The sequence below is a fragment of the Pseudomonas sp. LBUM1676 genome (assembly GCF_059695605.1).
The window spans coordinates 4,073,664-4,094,607 of the sequence record NZ_CP166777.1 but is presented as its reverse complement, the minus strand read 5'-3'; the positions used below and the strand labels follow the sequence as shown (position 1 = coordinate 4,094,607).

Sequence of the window (20,944 nt, the reverse complement as noted above, 5' to 3'; positions counted from 1 at the left end):
AGAGAGAACCGTACATGGCAACTGCATCAGCGTTTATCGATATTCCGGCTTCGGCCGACCAGGTCTGGCAATTGATCGGCGGCTTCAATTCGCTGCCGGACTGGCTGCCGTTCATTCCCGAAAGCGAACTGAGCGAAGGCGGGCGGGTGCGCAGCCTGCGAACGGCGGATGGGGCGGTGGTGGTCGAGCGTCTTCAGGCGTTTGATGACGCGGCGAAGACCTACAGCTATTCGATTGTGCAGGCGCCGTTTCCGGCGACCGACTACCTGGCGACGCTCAGTGTCCAAGCGCAAGGCGAGGGCGCGCGGGTGACCTGGTCGGGGCGGTTTGCGCCGGTGGGTGTGAGTGATGAGGAAGTGGTGGCGCTGTTCAGCGGGATTTACCAGGGTGGGCTCGAGGCCCTGCGGGCCAACTACCCGGCCTGACAACAGCACAAATCCCTTTGTGGGAGCGAGCCTGCTCGCGAAAGCGCCGTGTCAGACAACATCAATGTTGACTGGCAGGCAGCCTTCGCGAGCAGGCTCGCTCCCACAGTGGTTCTTCATTGTGAGGGAGAGTGTGTCAGCCCTGTGAGATCAGGTTCTGCCGGCAATCGAGCACCAATTTCGCCCCACCCAATTCACTGCTACCCACCTCCAGCGCAAACCCGTGCAGGCTGACAATCGCCGCAACGATCGACAACCCCAGCCCGAACCCGCTTTGCGGATTGCCGCCTTCGGCGCGATAGAAGCGCTGGAACACGGCTTCGCGTTCACCTTCAGCAATTCCGGGCCCCGAGTCGAGCACTTCGATCCGCGTGTGCCCACCTTCATCGACCCCGCGCAAAATCACCTGGCCACCGGGCGGGGTGAATTTGATCGAGTTGCTCAGCAGGTTGGCTACCGCCTCGAACAACAACGCCCTATCGCCATTCAGTGGTGGCAGTGAGTCAGGCAATTGCAGCTGGAAACCCAGCTCACCTTCTTCGGCCAATGGCAGATAAAACTCGTGCAGTTCCTGCAACAACGGCAGCGGATCCAGCTGCACGAAACCGGAGCGGCGCTGGCGATCTTCCAGTTCGGAAATCCGCAGCAGCCCACGAAAGCGCGCCATCAAGGTGTCCGCTTCGGCGAGCACTGAGTCGAGTTGCGCCGCTTCGGCCGAGCCTTCGCCCGCCTGTTGCTGCATGCGGTACAACTGCGCGCGCAAGCGGGTCAGCGGCGTGCGCAGGTCATGGGCGATGTTGTCGCATACGCCCTTGACCTCGTTCATCAAGCGCTCGATGCGTTCGAGCATGGCGTTGACGATGGCCGCCAGCATGTCCAGTTCATCGCGGCGACTGGACAGCGGCAAGCGCCGGGTCAGGTCGCCGGCGACGATGGCCTCGGCGCTGGCCTGGATCCCGCGGATGCGCCGCAGGGGCCGGCGGCGCAACAGGTGCCAACCGACGATGCCCGGAACGATGGTCATGGTCACGCCCCAGAACAGCGCGTGCAGAATGATCCGGGTCACGGCAAACAGTGAGCCGTTGTCCCGCAGCAGCACCAGCCAGCGACCGTCCCTGGCCTGGGTCGCCACCGCGTCGCAACTGTCGTTGGGCAGGGTCGGGTCGTCGGAGTCGGCACAGTCGCCGAGCATGTGAATCTTGCCGTCCAGCGGCAGGCCTTTGGGGATGTGGCGCAGGGCGCCGCTGAGGTAACGATGCTGTTCATCGAACAGGCCATAGGCGTCGAGGCCGGGAATGTCGAAGGTCATGCTGACGGCGAGGGCGTCCACCAGTTGTTCCCCGGAAAAACGCGAAAACAAGTGCTGGCGTTGCATCAGCGAGTGTTTGGCCAGGTTGTCCAGGTAAGCCGAGACCTCGTAGTACATGACCCCCATGAGAATCCCGCTCCAGAGCACGAACAGCGAACTGTAGAGCGCCAGCAACCGGCTGCTGGAAGAGCGCCAGCCTTTAGACGGGTTCGGCAATGACATAACCCGAGCCTCGCACGGTCCGAATCAGTGGGACATTGCCGGGCGGGTCGATCTTCTTGCGCAGACGGCCGATGTGCACGTCGATCAAATTGGTGCCGGGGTCGAAGTGGTAACCCCAGACCTCTTCGAAAATCATCATCCGCGACAGAATCTGCCCGGTGTTGCGCATCAGGAATTCCAGCAGCTTGTACTCGGTGGGCAGCAAGGTCAGGAGCTGGCCGTCGCGGATGGCTTCGTGGCTGATCAGGTTCAGTTCCAGGTCCGCCACCCGCAGCGTGGTGGCCTGGGCCGTGACGGTGTTCTGCCGACGCAGCAGGACCTCGACCCGGGCGGCCATTTCATCGGTGGCGAAGGGTTTGGTCAGGTAATCGTCACCCCCGGCACGCAACCCCCGCACGCGCTCATCGACATCGGAGAGCGCGCTGATCATCAGGATCGGCGTAGCCACGCCCATGGTCCGCAGGGTGGTGACAATCGCCAGGCCATCGAGCTCGGGCAGCATGCGGTCGAGGGTGATCAGGTCGTAGTCGCCACTGACCGCGCGGGCCAGGCCTTCACGGCCGTTGTCGACCCAATCCACGTCGAGGCCGTGGCTGCTCAATTCGGCAACGATTTCCCGGGCGGTCACGGCGTCGTCTTCGATGGTCAAGATGCGGGTCATAGGGCGGGCCTGTCAGGAGTTCACAACGTTGCGTGGCATTTTGCCAAGAAATGATCGCGGGCTTACTAAATAAAACTTCATGTCAGGCGGCAAGATTAAAAGATCGCAGCCTGCTGGGGATAGGACTCGTAACGTGGTCGGTGAGCGGCCGCCGGCTGCGATTCCTGGATTTTGCAATGCATAAAACCCGCTGATATTTGCACGTTGTTGCAATTTGCATGGATATTGGAAGTTCAATATTTATAACCTGTTGAAATCAAACTATTTATTAAAAACTCGCGACTGGCACGCTGACTGCATTTCTTCATTCGAAGAGTTGTAACACCATCTTTCTGCCTGGAGCGATAAAACAATGAATAGATCCCCTGATGGTTTCTATCCTGCCGAATACGAATCGAGCTCGCGCTCTGGTGTGTCCTGGGGTGCCATATTCGCCGGTGCTGCGGCGGCGGCCGCGTTGTCGCTGATTCTGGTGCTGCTCGGCTTCGGCCTGGGTTTTTCCGCGGTGTCGCCCTGGGCCAATGAAGGCATGAGTGCCAAGGGCCTGGGCATTTCCACGATCGTCTGGCTCGCCGTCACACAAATCATCGCCTCAGGGCTTGGTGGTTACATCGCCGGTCGCCTGCGGGTGAAGTGGGCGAATATGCACGGTGACGAGGTTTACTTCCGTGACACGGCCCATGGCTTTCTGGCCTGGTGCGTGGCGACCCTGGTGACTGCGACGCTGCTGGTCGGCTCGGTCAGCGGTATCGTCAGTGGTGGTGTGCAGGCCGGGGCGAGTATGGCCGGTGGTGCCGCCAGTGCCGTGACTCAAGCCGCTGGCACGGCTGCCGCCAATACCGACAGTGATCAGTACGGTTACTTCATCGACAGTCTGTTCCGCGATGATCGCCCGGCCGCCGTCAGCGATGATGCCGCCCGTAGCACCGTGACCCGCATCTTCGTGCGCAGCCTGAGCGAAGGCCAGCTGTCCGCCGAAGACCGCACCTACCTGGCACAGCTGGTTGCCCAGCGGACCAACCTCACTCAAGCGGATGCCGAACGCCGTGTCGATGAGGTCTATGCCCGCACTCAGAAAGCTGTAGCCGACGCCAAACTGGCTGCCCAGCAAGCCGCTGACACCGCTGCGAAGGTGGCTGCAATGACCTCGCTGTGGATGTTCATTGCACTGCTGATCGGCGCGTTCTTCGCCAGCTTCGCTGCAACTTTCGGTGGTCGTCGTCGGGATGCGGTCGAGTATCTTGAAACCGACGCTTATGTTTCCACCACTACAGTACCTGTTCGTTAACCCAGGAGAACTTCCATGCGCTCATTATTGCTGTTCTTTCTCGGCATACCGATCCCGATCATTATCCTGATCGCTCTGTTTACCTGATAGTACTGAGGCTTGTGCCTCTGCCGCTTCCGCCTCTGGTGGAGGCGGCTTTTTTATATGTGCGATCCGAGAGTTATGACGATGGTGACTGTCAGTCCGTCTTCGCGAGCAGGCTCGCTCCCACATTGATCTGTGCCGTTCACAATCCACTGTGGGAGCGAGCCTGCTCGCGAAGGCGCCAGAACAGACACTACAAATCTGCCTATTCGATCGGCGTATCGACAAACACCCCAAGCCCCTCGGCATACGAGGTAAACGCACTGATCTGCGCAAACCGCGCTGTCCCTACCTGATCCGGCACCACAAGGTTGGTAAAGCTCCAGGCTACCGCCAGGGTAATCCCGTCCTGGTCAATCGAGCCGTCAGTCTTCAGCGGCTGCTTTTCCAGCTCCCGTTCCAGCGCCGAGTACGCCGCCGCCAGTTGTTCTTCGACCCGTTCAACCCAGGGTTCGAACTGAATCTCCGCTGGCCGCAGGTTGCGTTCGTAGTACAGCTGCACGGATTTCTCGCAGGCCACCAACCCCAAACCAATCAGGCGCAACGCGCGCAGTCGTTGATCGAGGTCGCCCGGCATCAGACTCTTTCCAGGACCGGCCAACGCCTCCAGGTAGTCGATGATCAGGGTCGAGTCCATCAGCACCTCACCGTCATCCAGGACCAACGTCGGCGCCTTGACCACCGGGTTGATCTGCTGGAATTGGTCGAAGTGCCGAAACACCGAAACCGCCTGATGTTCCAGCTCAATCCCCAGGCACTTGGCGGAAATGGCGACGCGTCGCACGTAGGGCGAATCCAGCATGCCGATCAATTTCATTGCATCTCTCCTTCGATGGCCGTTTCGGGATGGACAACCTGGGCCGAGGCTCAGCGCGCTGCAACCTGGGTCGCGCCAGTCCTCGAAACCCACCTGTTGGTGAATCTTGTCGACCTTCTCCAAACGATAGGCCACGTTGATAAACAGCGCCTGGCACTCCATGATGGCGGCGAGTACCGCGGGGGCCTGGGTCTAACGGCCACGCCCGACTCGCATCCCGCAGCCGTTTGTCTTCTATATACAGCCGCTCGATTGAATTTCTTGCTATAAACGCACTCCGATAACCACCGCATCGCTTGCCATAGAGCACTTTCGGGGCTTTGTCGGACGAATTCGCTGTCTTTTCAGTTGCTGAGGCCTCAAGTCGGCCTTAGACTGCCGCCCCTCGTAAATTGAGTGCCGGGTGGCGCTTGGAATAACTGGCGCCTTTCCGATGACCGACCGGGTCCACCGGAACGCTCCCTAATTCGCCTTAATGCACGTTTTTTTATAGAGATATCAATGACAAAGGACAAGTTGCTGGCCATGCCGGCGGATGACTACATGAATGCCGAGCAACATGCTTTTTTCTCCGAGCTGTTGCAGAACATGAAAGTCGAAACCCATGAGCGCATCGAACAGAACCGCATCGCCATCGAGAGCCTGGACACCCCGGCCGACCCGGCTGACGCTGCTTCTGTCGAAGAAGAGCGCACCTGGCTGGTGAACGCGATCGATCGCGACCAGCGCATGCTGCCCCAGTTGGAACAAGCCCTGGAGCGCATCAAGGAAGACAGCTTCGGCTGGTGCGACGACAGCGGCGAGGCCATTGGTCTCAAGCGCCTGCTGATCAGCCCGACCACCAAATACTGCATCGAAGCCCAAGAGCGTCACGAACAGATCGACAAGCACCAGCGTCAGGCCTGATTCCGTAGCGCCAGCCTCGCGGGCAAGCCTCACTCCTACGCAACCTGTAGGCGCGAGGCTTGCCCGCGATGCTTTTTGCCGTCTGCGAAAAACTCCCGGGCACTTCTATTGATTATTGATCTGCTGCAATGCCCACTACTAACGGACCATAGATAATGGCTTTGTAGTGGCGTTTAATGCGCATACAACAATTAGAAACTGCATGGGGTGACGACGATGACGCGAGACGGGTCTCTGGCCGGGGCAGTGCCCGCAGCCGTAGTTTTGCCGAAAAACCTGTGGCTCACGCCGACCCTGCAAAGCATCGCCCTGATGCTCCTGTTGTGTGGCATGGCGCTGGCTGGCTGGTCACTCTACCTTGGCCTGCCACTGGCGGTGCTGATCATCTGGCTGCCGCGCCTGCGCTCGCGCCCCATCGCTCAAACCCCTGCCGACAACGCCGACGCCCTCGGCGAGTTGACCCGCGATCTTTCCTACACCACCAGTCATAACGCCTTGTCGGCCGCTGGCGTGGCCTATTCGGTCAAGCAACTGGCCGACAAACTGCAATCGCAACTCAGTGCCGCCGCGCGCATCGTCAGCAATGCCGAAGTGATGATCGCCACCGAACAAGCCACTTCGACCCTCAGCCAGCAAGCCCTGAATGCGGCCAGCGAGGCGCACCGCAGCAGCGCGGCAGGGCGCTCGGAGCTGATCGAGTCCATTGCCCGCATGCATCAGCTCAGCCAGCGCGCCAGCAACAGCCGGGAGCTGATCGAAGCCCTGAGCCTGCGCAGCGACGAGATCCAGCGGGTGACCCTGGTGATCCAGTCGATCGCCAGTCAGACCAATCTGTTGGCACTCAACGCAGCAATCGAAGCGGCGCGGGCCGGGGAGCACGGGCGCGGCTTTGCGGTGGTGGCCGATGAGGTTCGCGGCCTGGCTGCGCGCACGGCGATCGCCACCGGTGAGGTCGGGGAGATGGTCGCCGATATTCAGCAGCGCACCGCGCAAGTGGTGGAGCAGATTCGCCAGTTGTCCAGTGACCTCGACACCGGCGTCGAACAGGTCGAGCTCACCGGCAAACATCTGGACAACATCGCGCGTCTGGCGGCGGGTGTCGAAAGCCAGGTGGGGGACATCGCCAAGGGCGCAGAGACCAACCGCGAGCAACTCGACAGCCTGTTCCACGCTATCGAGCAGATGCGCAGCGATCTGGCGGTCAGTGACCAACAGACCCGACGCCTGGCCGAAGCGGCCGTGCAAATGGAGGGTCAGGCCGAAACTATCAGCGAGCGTCTGGCCGAAGTCGGACTGGATGACTATCACCAGCGCATCTACGACCTGGCCCGTGAAGGCATGAGCCAGATCGCGGCGCGTTTCGAAGCGGATATCGACGAGGGCCGAGTCAGCCTCGACGACTTGTTCGATCGCCATTACCAGGCGATCCCCAATACCAGCCCGGCCAAGTACCAGACCCGTTTCGATCGCTACACCGACCAGGTCTTGCCGGCGATCCAGGAATCGTTGCTGCCGCGCCATGAGGGCCTGGTGTTCGCCATAGCCTGCACCCAGCAAGGCTATGTGCCGACCCATAACAAGGCCTTCAGCCAGCCATTGACCGGTGACGCGCAGGTCGACACCCTGAACAACCGCACCAAACGCAAGTTCGCCGACCGCACCGGGATCCGCTGTGGCAGCCATCAACAAGCCGTGTTGCTGCAAACCTATACCCGCGACACCGGTGAGCTGATGCACGATCTCTCGGTGCCGATCATGCTCAAGGGCCGGCATTGGGGTGGACTGCGCCTGGGCTACAAGCCGCAGAGCCCTCGCTGAGCACCTAAGCCTTTGTAGGAGCGAGCTTGCTCGCGATGGTCGTCAATGATAACGCGTGTTTGCTGGATAATACGCGGTGCTCTGGAATCCATCGCGAGCAAGCTCGCTCCTACAACGAGCACGACATTGTTACAGTTTTAGTAACGAAGCTGTACAACAGCGTTGCTGTTTCCTCGGAATTGGACTCGTTACCATGCCTATATAGTTAGGCAGCTAATGAAATTCGAGAGGTCAGCATGCAAGGCAGAGTCGATGTAGCGGTGATGATTGGCAGCGGTGTGCCCGCCAGTTTGCGTGCGGTGGGGCAGAACGTCTGCTGGGTGGTGCTGCTGGATGGCGAACGTCGGGGGACGGCCTTCTCCAGTCGCGAAGAGGCCCAGGAGTGCAGAGCTGCCTGGCTCGCGCAATTGAGCGCCGCAACACCCGACAGCCTGCATTGAATCAAAGGCTACTGGACTTGGTGCATACGCAGGTTGAGGTCGTCGACCACCCGCGCCCAATCCGCATCTTCGCGCAATTGTTCCTTTAGGAAGCCGGCTTGCTGCGGCGTCCAGAACTCGGCTTCGATGAGTTTTTTATCATCGGCCAGCGGCGAATGGCTGGCGATGAAATCGTCGATGGCTTTCTCGCTGGAGTCCAGGCCGAGCTGGTCGAACAAGCCTTTCAAGTCATGTGTAGGTGAATCCATCTTCATCTCCTTGCTGGTCACGCGGGTGCGAGATCTGAGGTGCGGCTGCATTGCATCTGAGGGAGCCGCGCTTCAGGAGTTCGATAGCGATGTTCGAAAGCAGGAATGAGCATAGACTGCAAGCCGACGATCAGGCTTTCAATGCACCTTCATCGACGGCCAGCTTCAGGGCCTTGGCGGCCTCCTGGGCGGCGATGGCGGCGACGTCGCAGGTCTTGAACCAGCGATCCTTCTCGACCTGGTGATAGGTCACGGTGGTCAGGGGTGGTTTGGCGCGCATGACAATGACGGCCTGGAATTCGCCTTCGACTTCTCTGGCTTCGCCCCGGATAAAAAATTCACCGATATCAAATTCCGTCACGTAGCAGACTTCCCTTGGAAATATTCTGTTGTTTGAATGCCGCGCGCCCTGAGGGGCGGGTTTCATTGGTCATCCAGTATGGCAGTAGTTGGCTGCCGGCGGCTGAGTTAACTCGCCGGCATGACGAAACGTCTATCGGGATGGGCGCCGTGCAGCGGTCAAAGGCGTGATTCGAGGGAGCGGGCGAGGGCGCAGGCTTCGTTATGGTCGCCGCGGAAACCTCTTACATGGCCCGTGGAGATTTCCTTGATATGGAAGAAGGCGTTACCCGCCAGTACCACCTGGAACCGCGGTGTGGCAAGGGTTCGCAGGGGTATGTCATGGGCCCGAAACAATGGCGTTTGCCGGGCTGCCATGGCGCCTGCAGAGGATGGCTGAGGTTGAGCGAAGTGGGTCAGTGTGCACATGGGAAGTCCTTTTCGTTGTTTGGCCGACGTGTGTACTTCGTTTTGAGTAGTCTTGGTGAGCATCGCTGCTCTAGAATCACCACTGCTGGTTGGCGATTGATGGGTATCTAAAGCAATTTTTTGCCGGCGATATGTCAGAAAAGTGCTTTTTTTTTAGCGATTTTTCCCTAAAGTTAGTAATCCGGTTTTTCTGGCCGTCAGCAGGGCGTTTTCCTTCAACCTCTGGCGAACACCAGCAGAGGCGGCGCGAGTGACATTCCAGTAATCTTCTCTCGCCTCGCGGTGGAACGAGCACACGGCTCGTCCTCAGGAACAACCCGGGTCATTTGGTCAAACCCTCGGCATTGCCGCTTTTTTCTGCTGTGCGCTTTTCCTGCGCGCGGCATCATTTTCAGATGTGGGGATGTTTCCTTGGCAGTAAGTAATCTCGATATGCATGCGTTGTTCGTGCTGGGTGATTTGCGCGCAAAGCTGGTTAAACAGTTTCAGTCACGTTTCGTTTACATCACCGAACAGAACGCCGAAGGCATTTACATTGCCGAAATCGATACCGAGTCAGCACTGGTGGTAGACGACAAACCGGGACTCAAGCTCAAGGTCGGCGATCATTTCAGCGCCTCCGTACTGCCCAGTCGCGAAGGCGGCAAGCTGGACATCAAGTTCCGCGAAATCAAACTGACGGTGTACGGACTGGGTGATTACGCCTACGTGACCAGCGCCGATGGCCATGGGATCCTGTTCAAGGAAGGGCATAGCGTGGTGATGGTGTTCGCCGCCCACCAGCAGCTGCAGGAAGGCCTGACCAAAACCCTCAAGGCCGTTACCGCCAAGGCTGCCAAGTGGCGCAAGGGTGAACTGGTGAACTTCAAGGCCAGCGATTAAAGCACCTGAAAAAGCAGGAACCTCTACTACAGTCAGTTGACTGAGTATTCAGAGGCTTTGCGGTCTTGCGCCAGGCCATCCTGCCATTGCCGTGTACAGCACGAGGTGCAAAAGCATGAACGGATTTCGACGGTTGCTGGCCGCTACCCTGGCCACGTTCGGTTTGTTGGCTTCACCCGTTCCAGTGTTCGCTGCCCAGGCGCCGATCCACTTTGCCGACCTGAACTGGGAAAGCGGCAGCCTGATCACCGACATCCTGCGCATCATCGTCGAGAAGGGCTACGGGTTGCCGACCGATACCTTGCCGGGGACGACCATCACCCTGGAAACCGCGCTGGCCAACAATGACATTCAGGTCATCGGCGAAGAATGGGCCGGGCGCAGTCCGGTGTGGGTCAAGGCCGAGGCTGAAGGCAAAGTCGCCAGCCTGGGCGATACGGTCAAGGGCGCGACCGAGGGCTGGTGGGTGCCGGAGTATGTGATCAAGGGTGACCCGGCCAGGGGCATCAAAGCGCTGGCGCCGGACCTGCGCAGTGTCAGTGACCTGCCCAAATACAAAGGCGTGTTCAGCGACCCCGAGACGCCGGGCAAGGGGCGCTTCCTCAACAGCCCGATCGGCTGGACGTCCGAAGTGGTCAACAAGCAGAAGCTCAAGGCCTATGGCCTGGACGACAGTTATGTGAATTTTCGCAGCGGCTCCGGAGCGGCGCTGGACGCGGAGATCAGTTCGTCGATCCGTCGCGGCAAGCCGGTGCTGTTCTATTACTGGTCGCCGACGCCGCTGCTTGGTCGCTTCAAGCTGATTCAGCTGGAAGAGCCGCCGTTCGATGCGCAAGCCTGGAAAACCCTGACCGACGCTGATAACCCGAATCCGAAACCGACGCGCTCGCTGGCCTCGAAGCTGTCCATCGGCGTGTCCACACCCTTCCAGAAACAGTACCCGCAGATTGCCGAGTTCTTCAGCAAGGTCGATTTTCCGATCGACCCATTGAACAAGGCCCTGGCCGAGATGAGCGAAAAACACACTCCGCCACGGCAGGCGGCGCAGGCGTTCATGAAGGCGCACCCGGATGTGTGGCGGGCTTGGGTGCCCAAGGATGTGGCGGATAGGGTGGCTGCCGATCTGAAGTAGGCGGATGGCTTAACCTGTCAACCCTTACAAAATCGGTCAAGGAAGTTCATCCTGCTGCGACATTTCACGCTGGACGTCTGAACATGAGCCTGATAATTGCGCAATGGATCGCTGTCATCTTCCTGTCGATCAGCCTGATCCATTTGTACTGGGCGGCGGGTGGCAAGATCGGTAGCGAGGCCGCGGTGCCGCGCGTGCCCGGCGAGAGCGGCGCAGCGTCCAGGCCGGCATTCAAGCCTTCGGGCTTTGCCACGCTGCTGGTGGCGGTGGGGTTGCTGCTGATCGCAATGCTGGTCTGCCTGCGGGTCGGCCTGTATCTGCCCACGGTGCATCACTGGTCGCTGCAATGGGTGATCAGCGCCATCGCGATGCTGATGTTCGCCCGGGCGATCGGTGATTCGAATCTGGTGGGGTTTTTCAAGCAGGTCAAGGATTCGCGGTTTGCCCGGCTTGATACCTGGGCTTATTCGCCGTTGTGTGTGGTGTTGGGGGTGGGGTTGTTGGCAGTGGCCTGGATCTGAGGTCAACCGGACTGGCCTCTTCGCGAGCAGGCTCGCTCCTACAGTTGATCTGAGTCAGACACAAAATCCGTGTTCACTGAAAATTCAGTGTGGGAGCGAGCCTGCTCGCCAAGAGGTCCTGTCAACCAATACACCTCTATGAACCTAACTCTCGCTCTTCGTACGCCGACTACTCACCTCAGCCGGCACATCATCCCCCGCCATCCGCTTGCGGAACAACGCCGCCCGCGCCAGCAGCAAGGTGGTCACCGGCACCGTGATCGCCAACAGGATCGGAATCAGCCAGGCATGCAGCACCGGCCCGGACTTGAGCGCGGAAAAGTAAATGATCGAGGCGAGTGCCGCGCACCAGGCACCGAGTGTCGAGGCCAGGGCCGGCGGGTGCATGCGCTGGAAGTAATCCTTCATCCGCAGCAGGCCGACGGCGCCCACCAGCGCAAACAGACTGCCGAGCACCAGCAGGATCGCCACCGGAATCTCGATCCACAGCGACAGTTGCATGTTCATTCGATCACCTCGCCACGCAGCAGGAATTTGGCCAGGGCAAACGAGCCGACGAAGCCGAACAGGGCAACCAGCAACGCTGCCTCGAAATAGGTGTCACTGGCATACCTGATGCCCAGGGTCAGCATCATCAGCATCGCGACGATGTACAGGTAATCCAGGGCCAGCACCCGGTCCTGGGCCGACGGCCCCCTGAACAGCCGGATCAGGGTCAGCACCATCGCCAGGGAAAAGATGAACAGGCTCAGCAGGATCGCGTTCGACAGCAGCGGGCTCATTCGAAGATCTCCATCAATGGGCGCTCGTAGGCAGCCTTGAAGTGCTGGATGAACAGCGCTTCGTCATCCAGATCGAACACGTGCAGCAACAGGATGCTGCGATCCAGCGCCAGTTCCGACCAGACGGTGCCGGGCACCACGGTGCAGATCATCGACAGCGCCGCCAGGCCATTGGCATCGCGCAGGTCCAACGGCACCTTGATGAAGCGCGAACGCGGTGGGCGGCGCCCGGCGTTGAGCACGCCCCAGGCGACGACCAGGTTGGACACCAGGACATCGCGCCCCACCAACAGGAACAGACGCAGGATCACCCCGGGACGCCGAATGCGGATCGGCAGCGGACGCAGCTTGCGCATCATCAACGGCGCACAGATCCCCAGTGCCGCGCCCAGCAACAGATTGCCCGGACTCAGCGACAGGTTCAGCACCAGCCACAACACCCACAGTGCCAGGGACAGCCACGGCGCGGGAAACAGACGCCTCATGGTTGCACCTCGGCCAGCGCAGTCTTGGCTTCCGGGCTTGGAATGGCGCGGGTGCCGAGCACTGCCATCACGTATTGCTGCGGGTTGTTCAAGGCTGCGGCGGCAGCCTGGGTGTAGCGCATCAGCGGCTCGGCCTTGAACGTGAGGGCGATGCTCAAGCCCAGCAGCGCGATGATCGGTACGCATTCGAAACGACGCAGCAAGGGCGATGGTCGTTCTTCAGGGGTCCAGAAACGCTGGATCCCCAGGCGTGAGAAGGCGATCAACGATGCCACTCCGGAGATGATCAGCAATGCCAGCAAACCCCACGCTGCGTTTGATACCGGCACGTCGCCCGAAGAGCTCAGACCCAACGGGTTGAGCAGGGCGCTGAGCAGGCCGAGCTTGCCGATGAAGCCGGAGAGCGGCGGCATGCCGATGATCAACAGCGAGCAGGCGATGAAACTCAAGCCCAGGAACGCCATGGTCCAGGGAATCACCTGGCCGACCACGGCTTTCTGTTCGTCGTCGAGGTTGATGCCTTTGGGCGGCTGCAGGGACTCCATCGGCCTAGGTAGCAGGTCGCCGTCATCGAACAGCGGCATTTCATTGGCTGAACGCGAACGTTCGATCAACTCGGCCAACAGGAACAGCGCGCTCAAGGCCAGGGTCGAGCTGACCAGATAGAACAGCGCCGCGCCGATCAGGTTGGGCTGGGCGAAACCGATGGCCGCCAGCAGAATCCCCGCCGACACCAGGATGCTCAGGCTGGCCAGGCGCTCCAGGCGTTGCGCGGCAAGAATCGCTACCGAGGCACAGACGATGGTCGCCATGCCGCCATAGATCAGCCAGTCGCCGCCAAAGTACGCCGACGCGCCGGCCTGGCCGGAGAACAGCAGGGTCCACAGGCGCAGCAGGGTGTACACGCCCACCTTGGTCATGATCGCGAACATCGCCGCCACTGGCGCGCTGGCCGCACAATAGGCCGGGACCAGCCAGAAGTTCAGTGGCCACATCCCGGCCTTGGCCAGGAACGCCACGGCGAGAATCGCCGCGCCGGCATGCAGCAGGCCGCGATCGGCTTCGGGCACCAGGGGTATTTTCAGTGCCAGGTCGGCCATGTTCAGGGTGCCGGTGACGCCGTAGATCAGCGCCGCGCCGATCAGGAACAGCGACGAGGCGAGCAGGTTGATCGAGATGTAATGCAACCCCGCCGACACCCGCGACCTGCCCGAACCATGGAGCATCAAGCCGTAGGAGGCGGCCAGCAGCACCTCGAAGAAGACGAACAGGTTGAACAGATCCGCCGTCAGGAACGCGCCATACAGGCCCATCATCTGGATCTGGAACAGCGCGTGGAAGCTTGAGCCGGCACCGTCCCAGCGGGCCATGGCGAACAGCAGGGCGCTGACGCCGATGATCCCGGTCAGCACCAGCATCAGCGCCGACAGGCGATCGACCACCAGCACGATGCCGAACGGCGCTTGCCAATTGCCGGGCAGGTACACGCCGATGGAGCCGGGCACGCCGGTGTCCTGGGTCCATTGCAGCAACAGCACGGCGATGCCCAGGCCCACCAGGCTGGAGAGCAGGTTGATCTTGGCCTTCAATGGCCGGTGCTTCTCGCCCAGCATCAGCATCAGGGCGGCGGTCAGCAGCGGCAGCAGGATCGGTGCGGCGATCAGGTGTGGCATCAAATTCATTCTTTAGGCTCCCGGCCATCCACATGGTCGGTGCCGGTCAGGCCCCGGGAGGCCAGCAGCACCACCAGGAACAGCGCGGTCATGGCGAAGCTGATCACGATCGCGGTCAGCACCAGCGCCTGCGGCAGCGGATCGGTGTAATGCAGCAGGTCCTGGGGCACGCCGTCCTTGATGATCGGTTCCTTGCCGATGAACAGGCTGCCCATGCTGAAAATGAACAGGTTGACGCCGTAGGACAGCAGGCACAGGCCCATGACCACCTGGAACGTGCGCGGCCGCAGGATCAGCCAGACCCCGGACGCGGCCAGTACGCCGATGGCGATTGCGATGACTTCTTCCATCAGACGGCTCCTTGGGAGGCAACGGCTCTGGGCAGGGCCGCAGTCTTGTGACCCCGTACCGATTGGTGGGCGAGAGCGGTGAGGATCAACAGGGTGGAACCGACCACCACCGAGTACACGCCGATGTCGAAGAACAGCGCGCTGGCGATGTGGATATCGCCCAGCACCGGCAGTTCGAAATGCCAGGTGTGGGTGGTCAGGAACGGATAACCGACCGCCATCGCACCCAGGCCGGTGACCGTGGCGAACAGCAGGCCGGTGCCCATCCAGCGCAGCGGACGCAGGCTCATCTGCGCCTCGACCCACTGGGTGCCGGCGACCATGTACTGCAGGATGAACGCCACCGACATCACCAATCCAGCGACAAACCCGCCGCCCGGCTGATTGTGGCCGCGTATGAACAGGTAGACCGACACCACAAAGGCAATCGGCAACAGCAGGCGCACCAGCACCGCCGGCACCATCATGAAGCCGAGCGCGGTATCGCTGGCGTGTCGCGGGTTGACCAGGTCGGTGACCACATCAGGCGCCAGCAGACGCTGCTGGGCCGGCAACTGCAGGCTTTCTTTGGGCGGGCGGAAGCGACGCAGCAGGGCGAACACGGCCAGCGCCACGGCCGCCAGCACGGTGATCTCGCCGAGGGTGTCGAAGCCACGGAAATCCACCAGCATCACGTTGACCACGTTGCTGCCGCCACCTTCGGGCAGGGCGCGACTGAGGTAGAACGAAGAAATGTCGTTCGGCGTCTGGCGCGTCAGCATGGCGTAGGACAACAGCGCCATGCCGCCTCCGACCGCGATCGACAGCAACAGGTCCCGCAGGCGCCGGATGCGTGCCTTGCGCAGCGTGCTCGGCAGCGGCGAGACCTCTTCGATCCGTCGCGGCAACCAGCGCAGGCCCAGCAGGATCAGCACCGTGGTCACCACTTCGACCGCCAGTTGCGTCAGCGCCAGATCCGGTGCCGAGAACCAGACAAAGGTCACGCAGGTCATCAGGCCACAGACGCTGACCATGGTCAGGGCCGCGAGCCGGTGATACTTGGCCTGCCACGCCGCGCCGAGGGCACAGGCAATTGCCAGCAGCCACAGGGTCACGAACACGATCGAACCGGGGATCTTCGGTCGGTCGCCCCAGCTCAGGCTGCTGTGCAGCATCGGGATCAGCCCGGCCAGCACCGCGACGAGTACCACCAGGAACAATTGGGTTTGCAGGCGCTTGGTACTGATCCGCCGCTCCAGGCGTCGGGCCAGGCGCATCATGATCACCAGGCTGCGCTCGAACAGGCGCTTGCCGTTGAACCGGCCAATAAGCGGCGGGTACTTGAAGCGTCCGCGCTTGAGCTGATTGCGCAGCAGCAGGTAGAGCAGGATGCCACCGGACATCGCGACCAGGCTCATGATCATCGGTGCGTTCCAGCCGTGCCAGATTGCCAGGCTGTATTCCGGCAGGGGTCCACCCACCACCGGCAGCGCCGCGGCCGCCAGCAGGGAGCCGACCACCTGCGCCGGGAAAATCCCCACCACCAGGCAGGCAAACACCAGCAATTCCACGGGTGCGCGCATCCAGCGCGGCGGTTCGTGGGGGGTGTGCGGCAAGTCGGTGGCGGTCGGGCCGAAGAACACGTCGACCGTGAAGCGCAGGGAGTAGGCGACGCTGAAGGTGCCGGCGATGGTCGCGACGATCGGCAGGGTCAACTCGATCCAGGCGGTCGCGTTGATGAACACGGTTTCGGCGAAGAACATTTCTTTGGAGAGGAAACCGTTGAGCAACGGCACACCGGCCATGGAGGCGCTGGCGACCATGGCCAGGGTGGCGGTGAACGGAATCAGCTTGACCAGACCGCTGAGCCTGCGGATGTCCCGCGTGCCGCTTTCGTGGTCGATGATCCCGGCGGCCATGAACAGCGAGGCCTTGAAGGTGGCGTGGTTAAGAATATGGAACACCGCGGCCACGGCGGCCAGCGGACTGTTCAGGCCCAACAGCAGGGTGATCAGCCCCAGGTGGCTGATGGTCGAGTAGGCCAGCAGGCCCTTGAGGTCGTTCTGGAACATCGCGCAGTACGCGCCGAGCAACAGGGTGCAGGCGCCGGCCCCGCTGACGATGTAGAACCATTCTTCACTGCCGGACAGCGACGGCCACAGCCGCGCCAGGAGAAACACCCCGGCCTTGACCATGGTCGCCGAGTGCAGATAGGCCGAGACCGGTGTCGGCGCCGCCATTGCATGGGGCAGCCAGAAGTGGAAGGGGAATTGCGCGCTTTTGCTCAAGGCGCCGATCAGGATCAGGGGCAGCAGGACAGGGTAGAGGGCATGTGCGCGAATCAGCTCGCCGGCGGCCAGAACCTTGTCCAGGTCATAGCTGCCGACCACATGGCCAAGCAGCATGACCCCCGCCAGCAGGCACAAACCGCCGGCACCGGTGACCATCAGGGCCATGTACGCGCCGCGCCGTGCATCGGCGCGGTGGTGCCAGTAGCCGATCAACAGGAATGAGAAGAGGCTGGTCAGCTCCCAGAAAAACACGATCTGGATCAGGTTGCCGGAGAGCACCAGGCCGAGCATGGCGCCCATGAACGCCAGGAAGAACGCGAAGAACCGCGGCACCGGATCGTCCGGCGACATGTAATAGCGGGCGTACAAAGAGACCAGGGTGCCGATGCCCAGCACCAGCATCGAGAACAGCCAGGCGAAACCGTCCATGCGCAGCACGAAGTTCAGGCCCAGGCTCGGCAGCCAGGAGAATTCTTCGCGGATCACGCCGCCATCGGCAATTTGCGGGAACAGCAGGGCGACCTGAATGGTGCCGATAAGGGCGACCAGGCCAGCCAGTAAGGATTCGGTGTTACGCGCGTTGTGCGGCAGCACGGCTGCCAGACAGCTGCCGACGAAGGGCAGAAGCAGTAGAACTATCAGGGACATAGGCTTCTAATCTGCGGAAGTTTGTGAAGCATCATACGTGCCAGCTCCCGGATCGCCAAACGCCAAGCTGTCGCAGAATCCTACAAGGTAGATGGAAAAAGCGTGATTCACATTGTTTCGAAGGGCTGTGTTCAGCAGGTCTGGCCCCTTCGCGAGCAGGCTCGCTCCCACAGGGGTTATGTCAACGCAGCAGATCCAATGTGGGAGCGACGGTGCGACGATTCGACCTGCTCGCGAAGGCGACCTTCCCGGCGCTGCAAATAGAGAAGCTTAACCTTGTGTCTCCTGCTCCAACTCTTCCTCGACCGCAGCCACCTTCCCCTTGGTCTTCAACTCACTGACAATCACCGCCGCCACAATCAACCCCGCGCCCACCAACGCAATCGCCGGCAACCGCTCCCCGGCGATCCGCCCGACAATCCCGGCCCACACCGGCTCACCGGCATAGATCAAGGTCGCACGGGTCGGCGAAACGCTTTTCTGCGCCCAGTTCATCGCCACCTGGATCGCCGCACTGGCCGCGCCCAACCCGAGCGCACTGCACAACAGCAACCAGGAAAAGTCCGGAATCGCTTCCCGGGTCGGCACCACCAGCAGGAACGACAGCACCGACGTCACCGCCAGTTGCACCACTGTCACCCGGCGCACATCGACCTGGCCGGCATAGGTACTGATCAGGATAATCTCCGCCGCAATTGCCACGGCGCTGATCAGCGTGGCGATTTCACCCGGGCTGAAATTGAAAGACGCCCCGGCAGGCCCGGACAGCAGCATCAACCCGGTGAACGCCAGCATGATCCCGATGCTTGGCATCAACCCCGGACGCCGCCCCAGCACCAGCCATTGCAGCAACGGCACGAAGGGCACGTACAGCGCGGTAATAAACGCCGACTGACTGCTGGGAATGCTCTGCAAACCGACCGTCTGCAAGCCATAACCAAGCATGATCGCCACACCGATAAAGGCTCCGGCCTTGAGTTCGAACAAGGTCAGCTCGCGCAGGTGACGCCAGGAGAACAGGGCGACGATGATCGCCGCCGCGGCAAAGCGCAGGCCGACGAAAAACATCGGGCCGCTGACGGTCATGGCGTGTTGCACCAGCAAGAAGGTGCCGCCCCAGACCATGGTGATCAGCACCAGCACGCACTCGGCCTTGCTGAACCGTGAGAAACGGGAAGAAGCCTGGGAGGAGTTCACCGACGTCATGACCTTGCGCGCTACCTGAGGGCGACGCACAATGCGTCGAATGTTGCGCAGTATACTGCCCAACCCCACCAAGTGAGCAATATAGTGCACAAAGATTCCACGCAGCGGGCTTCGGTCCTGCAGCACGTCAGCCAGAACGTTCGCCGCCTGCGCCATGCCGCCGACATGAGCCAGACCGCGCTGGCCGAAAAATCCGGGGTCAGCCGGCGGATGCTGGTGGCCATCGAGGCCGGTGAGAAGAACGTCAGCCTGACCACCCTCGATCGGGTGGCTGAAGCCCTGGAGGTTGCCTTCAGCGACCTGATCCAGGCCCCGGACGCCCGCGACCCCAGCCGCATCAACGAAGTGGCCTGGGCCGGGACAATCCCCGGCAGCAAAGCCGTTCTGTTGTCCAAAGCCACCGCCAGCCGCGAGGTGGAACAATGGGAATGGTGCCTGCAGCCGGGCGAAATTTACCCCTCGCAACCGGATGCCGATGGCTGGAGCGAGCAGATCTACGTGTTCGAAGGCTGCCTTACCCTGATGCTCGGCGACACGCCGCACGCGATTGCCGCCGGCGAGTTCTATATGTTTGCCAGCAACCAGCCCCATGCCTATCGCAACGATGGCCCGGTGGCCGCGCGGTTCGTCAGGAATGTGGTGATCTAACTGTTTGCCGATCAACACCGGATAGACATTTTGCTGTTTTAAAGCTGCGGGTATTTCTTGGAAAATCGCTCAAGTCATTGAAATAACGGATATTTGATTTCAGGCACGACTCCTGCAAAAGCTCTGGTGCATTCACCTGAATCCCGGAGTCGGCCCAATGACAGCCCCTGCTCAACCCACTCACATTGCCCACGTGATCCGCTCGGATGCGGAGGCGATTGCCGTCGCCCACAAGCTCGCCGCACGCTTTGCCATCGAAGCCGGCGTGCGGGACCGCGAGCGCCGTCTGCCGGTCGCCGAGCTCGACGAGTTCTCCGCCAGCGGCCTCTGGGGCATCACCATTCCCAAGGTCTACGGTGGCGCAGGGGTGTCCTACGTGACCGTGGCCGAGGTGATCAAGATCATCTCCGCCGCCGATTCCTCACTCGGCCAGATCCCGCAAAACCATCTCGGCGTGCTCGACATCCTGCTGCAAACCGCCACCGAAGAGCAGAAGCGCTACTACTTCGACAAAGTCCTGCAAGGCTACCGATTCGGCAACGCCTTCTCCGAGGCCAACAGTAAAAACGCCGGCGCCTTCGAAACCCGCATTCGCTTCGACGAGGACAGCGCGCAAATCGATGGCGAGAAGTTCTACTGCACCGGCGCGTTGTTTGCGCACATCGTGCCGGCGGTGGCGGTCAACGAGCAGAACCAGGCCTTCATCGCCTTTATCGAGCGTGACACTCCCGGTTTGACCGTGATCGACAGCTGGGACGGTTTCGGCCAGCGCACCACGGCCAGCGGTGCCGTCACCCTCAACGCCGTCAAGGTGCCGCTCAGCGCGGTGATCCCGGCACACAAAGCCTTCGACGAACCCACCGCCGACGGCCCGATCTCGCAAATCATCCAGGCCGCGGTGGACACCGGCATAGCGGTCGGCGCCCTGGAAGAAAGCAAACGCTTCGCCCGCGAAGCCCGTCCCTGGATCGACAGCGGGCACGATCACGGCTGGCAGGACCCCTTCAGCATCGCGGCGATTGGCGACCTCGAATGGCGGGTCCACGGCACCGAAGCGATCCTGAAAAAGGCTGGCCTGGCCATCGACGGGGCGTTGCTCAACCCCAATGAAGACACTGTGGCTCGTGCGTCTGTGGTAGTGGCGCAAGCCAAGGTGCTGTCCGCGGAAATCGCCTTGCTCGCCAGCAGCAAACTCTTCGAACTGGCCGGCACCCGCTCGGTGCTCGGCAAGTACAACCTCGACCGCCACTGGCGTAACGCCCGGACCCACACCCTGCATGACCCGGCGCGCTGGAAATACCACCTGATCGGCAACTACCTGCTCAACGGCGTGAAGCCCGCGCGCCACGCCTGGAACTGAG

Annotated in this window: 23 protein-coding genes; 10 read left to right on the top strand and 13 right to left on the bottom strand. The window is 61.3% G+C overall.

Annotated features, from left to right (window positions below; all coding sequences use genetic code 11):
* The first annotated feature begins 14 nt into the window (after positions 1-14).
* Positions 15-425, top strand: a complete 411-nt coding sequence (locus ACA041_RS18940; protein ID WP_497435659.1) for an SRPBCC family protein — start codon at positions 15-17, stop codon at positions 423-425.
* 136 nt (positions 426-561) lie between these two features.
* On the opposite strand, the gene ACA041_RS18935 is transcribed toward ACA041_RS18940, so the two are convergent.
* A complete protein-coding gene (locus tag ACA041_RS18935) occupies positions 562-1,956 on the bottom strand; it encodes a sensor histidine kinase (protein ID WP_497435655.1) in 1,395 nt (464 codons plus the stop codon).
* On the bottom strand, positions 1,934-2,617 hold the full coding sequence (locus ACA041_RS18930) for a response regulator transcription factor (RefSeq protein WP_497435650.1): 684 nt from the start codon (positions 2,615-2,617) through the stop codon (positions 1,934-1,936). The genes ACA041_RS18935 and ACA041_RS18930 overlap by 23 nt, the downstream gene beginning before the upstream one ends.
* Positions 2,618-2,969: 352 nt before the next feature.
* Here ACA041_RS18930 and ACA041_RS18925 point away from each other — a divergent pair, with 352 nt between their 5' ends.
* A complete protein-coding gene (locus ACA041_RS18925; protein WP_497435648.1) occupies positions 2,970-3,905 on the top strand; it encodes a hypothetical protein in 936 nt (311 codons plus the stop codon).
* Between the two features lie 289 nt (positions 3,906-4,194).
* Here the strand turns inward: ACA041_RS18925 and ACA041_RS18920 are convergent, their stop codons facing one another.
* Positions 4,195-4,806 (bottom strand): glutathione S-transferase family protein, encoded by a 612-nt coding sequence (locus ACA041_RS18920; RefSeq protein WP_497435645.1) that lies wholly within the window; start codon positions 4,804-4,806, stop codon positions 4,195-4,197.
* 501 nt (positions 4,807-5,307) lie between these two features.
* Here ACA041_RS18920 and ACA041_RS18915 point away from each other — a divergent pair.
* The 3 genes from ACA041_RS18915 to ACA041_RS18905 all read left to right on the top strand — a co-directional run bounded on the left by ACA041_RS18915 (position 5,308) and on the right by ACA041_RS18905 (position 7,970).
* Positions 5,308-5,712, top strand: a complete 405-nt coding sequence (locus tag ACA041_RS18915) for a TraR/DksA family transcriptional regulator (RefSeq protein WP_007907888.1) — start codon at positions 5,308-5,310, stop codon at positions 5,710-5,712.
* A gap of 216 nt (positions 5,713-5,928) precedes the next feature.
* Positions 5,929-7,530 (top strand): methyl-accepting chemotaxis protein, encoded by a 1,602-nt coding sequence (locus tag ACA041_RS18910; protein ID WP_497435643.1) that lies wholly within the window; start codon positions 5,929-5,931, stop codon positions 7,528-7,530.
* Between the two features lie 236 nt (positions 7,531-7,766).
* Complete coding sequence (locus ACA041_RS18905; protein WP_497435641.1) at positions 7,767-7,970, top strand: hypothetical protein; 204 nt, start codon at positions 7,767-7,769, stop codon at positions 7,968-7,970.
* An 8-nt stretch (positions 7,971-7,978) separates the two neighbouring features.
* Here the strand turns inward: ACA041_RS18905 and ACA041_RS18900 are convergent, their stop codons facing one another.
* The 3 genes from ACA041_RS18900 to ACA041_RS18890 all read right to left on the bottom strand — a co-directional run bounded on the left by ACA041_RS18900 (position 7,979) and on the right by ACA041_RS18890 (position 8,935).
* On the bottom strand, positions 7,979-8,218 hold the full coding sequence (locus ACA041_RS18900; protein WP_497435637.1) for a DUF2789 domain-containing protein: 240 nt from the start codon (positions 8,216-8,218) through the stop codon (positions 7,979-7,981).
* Between the two features lie 130 nt (positions 8,219-8,348).
* A complete protein-coding gene (locus ACA041_RS18895; protein ID WP_497435632.1) occupies positions 8,349-8,579 on the bottom strand; it encodes a hypothetical protein in 231 nt (76 codons plus the stop codon).
* A 158-nt stretch (positions 8,580-8,737) separates the two neighbouring features.
* Entirely contained in the window at positions 8,738-8,935 is a 198-nt protein-coding gene (locus ACA041_RS18890) for a hypothetical protein (RefSeq protein WP_497442115.1), read from the bottom strand.
* 483 nt (positions 8,936-9,418) lie between these two features.
* On the opposite strand from ACA041_RS18890, the gene ACA041_RS18885 reads away from it, so the two are divergent.
* From ACA041_RS18885 to ACA041_RS18875, 3 genes are all read left to right on the top strand, one after another.
* Positions 9,419-9,868 carry a hypothetical protein gene (locus ACA041_RS18885; RefSeq protein ID WP_497442114.1) on the top strand — a complete coding sequence of 150 codons (450 nt, stop codon included), beginning with the start codon at positions 9,419-9,421 and terminating at the stop codon, positions 9,866-9,868.
* Positions 9,869-9,983: 115 nt separating this feature from the next.
* On the top strand, positions 9,984-11,000 hold the full coding sequence (locus ACA041_RS18880) for an ABC transporter substrate-binding protein (RefSeq protein WP_497435627.1): 1,017 nt from the start codon (positions 9,984-9,986) through the stop codon (positions 10,998-11,000).
* Between the two features lie 83 nt (positions 11,001-11,083).
* A complete protein-coding gene (locus ACA041_RS18875; RefSeq protein WP_497435622.1) occupies positions 11,084-11,521 on the top strand; it encodes a DUF3995 domain-containing protein in 438 nt (145 codons plus the stop codon).
* A gap of 144 nt (positions 11,522-11,665) precedes the next feature.
* On the opposite strand, the gene ACA041_RS18870 is transcribed toward ACA041_RS18875, so the two are convergent.
* The 7 genes from ACA041_RS18870 to ACA041_RS18840 all read right to left on the bottom strand — a co-directional run bounded on the left by ACA041_RS18870 (position 11,666) and on the right by ACA041_RS18840 (position 19,025).
* Positions 11,666-12,028, bottom strand: a complete 363-nt coding sequence (locus ACA041_RS18870) for a Na+/H+ antiporter subunit G (protein ID WP_497435617.1) — start codon at positions 12,026-12,028, stop codon at positions 11,666-11,668.
* Complete coding sequence (locus ACA041_RS18865; RefSeq protein ID WP_497435612.1) at positions 12,025-12,303, bottom strand: K+/H+ antiporter subunit F; 279 nt, start codon at positions 12,301-12,303, stop codon at positions 12,025-12,027. Before ACA041_RS18865 ends, ACA041_RS18870 begins: the two co-directional genes overlap by 4 nt.
* Positions 12,300-12,788 carry a Na+/H+ antiporter subunit E gene (locus tag ACA041_RS18860; protein WP_497435608.1) on the bottom strand — a complete coding sequence of 163 codons (489 nt, stop codon included), beginning with the start codon at positions 12,786-12,788 and terminating at the stop codon, positions 12,300-12,302. The genes ACA041_RS18865 and ACA041_RS18860 overlap by 4 nt, the downstream gene beginning before the upstream one ends.
* Positions 12,785-14,470, bottom strand: a complete 1,686-nt coding sequence (locus ACA041_RS18855) for a monovalent cation/H+ antiporter subunit D (RefSeq protein ID WP_497435603.1) — start codon at positions 14,468-14,470, stop codon at positions 12,785-12,787. The genes ACA041_RS18860 and ACA041_RS18855 overlap by 4 nt, the downstream gene beginning before the upstream one ends.
* Positions 14,467-14,811, bottom strand: coding sequence for a Na+/H+ antiporter subunit C (locus tag ACA041_RS18850; protein ID WP_007986256.1), 345 nt, complete (start codon positions 14,809-14,811; stop codon positions 14,467-14,469). Before ACA041_RS18850 ends, ACA041_RS18855 begins: the two co-directional genes overlap by 4 nt.
* A complete protein-coding gene (locus tag ACA041_RS18845; protein ID WP_497435599.1) occupies positions 14,811-17,729 on the bottom strand; it encodes a monovalent cation/H+ antiporter subunit A in 2,919 nt (972 codons plus the stop codon). Before ACA041_RS18845 ends, ACA041_RS18850 begins: the two co-directional genes overlap by 1 nt.
* Before the next feature lie 270 nt (positions 17,730-17,999).
* Entirely contained in the window at positions 18,000-19,025 is a 1,026-nt protein-coding gene (locus tag ACA041_RS18840) for a DMT family transporter (protein ID WP_497435596.1), read from the bottom strand.
* Between ACA041_RS18840 and ACA041_RS18835 the strand changes: the two genes are divergently transcribed.
* Positions 19,020-19,583, top strand: a complete 564-nt coding sequence (locus ACA041_RS18835) for a helix-turn-helix domain-containing protein (protein ID WP_497435591.1) — start codon at positions 19,020-19,022, stop codon at positions 19,581-19,583. The two genes, ACA041_RS18840 and ACA041_RS18835, sit on opposite strands and share 6 nt — an antisense overlap.
* A gap of 157 nt (positions 19,584-19,740) precedes the next feature.
* Positions 19,741-20,943, top strand: a complete 1,203-nt coding sequence (locus tag ACA041_RS18830) for an SfnB family sulfur acquisition oxidoreductase (RefSeq protein ID WP_497435587.1) — start codon at positions 19,741-19,743, stop codon at positions 20,941-20,943.
* Position 20,944 lies beyond the last annotated feature (1 nt).

Bases quoted from the DNA above. Each gene is read 5' to 3' on its own strand.
- ACA041_RS18920 (WP_497435645.1), bottom strand. From the start codon at position 4,806: ATGAAATTGATCGGCATGCTGGATTCGCCCTACGTGCGACGCGTCGCC.
- ACA041_RS18940 (WP_497435659.1), top strand. From the start codon at position 15: ATGGCAACTGCATCAGCGTTTATCGATATTCCGGCTTCGGCCGACCAG.
- ACA041_RS18885 (WP_497442114.1), top strand. From the start codon at position 9,419: ATGCATGCGTTGTTCGTGCTGGGTGATTTGCGCGCAAAGCTGGTTAAA.
- ACA041_RS18870 (WP_497435617.1), bottom strand. From the start codon at position 12,028: ATGAACATGCAACTGTCGCTGTGGATCGAGATTCCGGTGGCGATCCTG.
- ACA041_RS18875 (WP_497435622.1), top strand. From the start codon at position 11,084: ATGAGCCTGATAATTGCGCAATGGATCGCTGTCATCTTCCTGTCGATC.
- ACA041_RS18915 (WP_007907888.1), top strand. From the start codon at position 5,308: ATGACAAAGGACAAGTTGCTGGCCATGCCGGCGGATGACTACATGAAT.
- ACA041_RS18865 (WP_497435612.1), bottom strand. From the start codon at position 12,303: ATGAGCCCGCTGCTGTCGAACGCGATCCTGCTGAGCCTGTTCATCTTT.
- ACA041_RS18850 (WP_007986256.1), bottom strand. From the start codon at position 14,811: ATGGAAGAAGTCATCGCAATCGCCATCGGCGTACTGGCCGCGTCCGGG.
- ACA041_RS18830 (WP_497435587.1), top strand. From the start codon at position 19,741: ATGACAGCCCCTGCTCAACCCACTCACATTGCCCACGTGATCCGCTCG.
- ACA041_RS18935 (WP_497435655.1), bottom strand. From the start codon at position 1,956: ATGTCATTGCCGAACCCGTCTAAAGGCTGGCGCTCTTCCAGCAGCCGG.
- ACA041_RS18880 (WP_497435627.1), top strand. From the start codon at position 9,984: ATGAACGGATTTCGACGGTTGCTGGCCGCTACCCTGGCCACGTTCGGT.
- ACA041_RS18925 (WP_497435648.1), top strand. From the start codon at position 2,970: ATGAATAGATCCCCTGATGGTTTCTATCCTGCCGAATACGAATCGAGC.
- ACA041_RS18890 (WP_497442115.1), bottom strand. From the start codon at position 8,935: ATGGCAGCCCGGCAAACGCCATTGTTTCGGGCCCATGACATACCCCTG.
- ACA041_RS18860 (WP_497435608.1), bottom strand. From the start codon at position 12,788: ATGAGGCGTCTGTTTCCCGCGCCGTGGCTGTCCCTGGCACTGTGGGTG.
- ACA041_RS18905 (WP_497435641.1), top strand. From the start codon at position 7,767: ATGCAAGGCAGAGTCGATGTAGCGGTGATGATTGGCAGCGGTGTGCCC.
- ACA041_RS18900 (WP_497435637.1), bottom strand. From the start codon at position 8,218: ATGGATTCACCTACACATGACTTGAAAGGCTTGTTCGACCAGCTCGGC.
- ACA041_RS18855 (WP_497435603.1), bottom strand. From the start codon at position 14,470: ATGAATTTGATGCCACACCTGATCGCCGCACCGATCCTGCTGCCGCTG.
- ACA041_RS18930 (WP_497435650.1), bottom strand. From the start codon at position 2,617: ATGACCCGCATCTTGACCATCGAAGACGACGCCGTGACCGCCCGGGAA.
- ACA041_RS18845 (WP_497435599.1), bottom strand. From the start codon at position 17,729: ATGTCCCTGATAGTTCTACTGCTTCTGCCCTTCGTCGGCAGCTGTCTG.
- ACA041_RS18910 (WP_497435643.1), top strand. From the start codon at position 5,929: ATGACGCGAGACGGGTCTCTGGCCGGGGCAGTGCCCGCAGCCGTAGTT.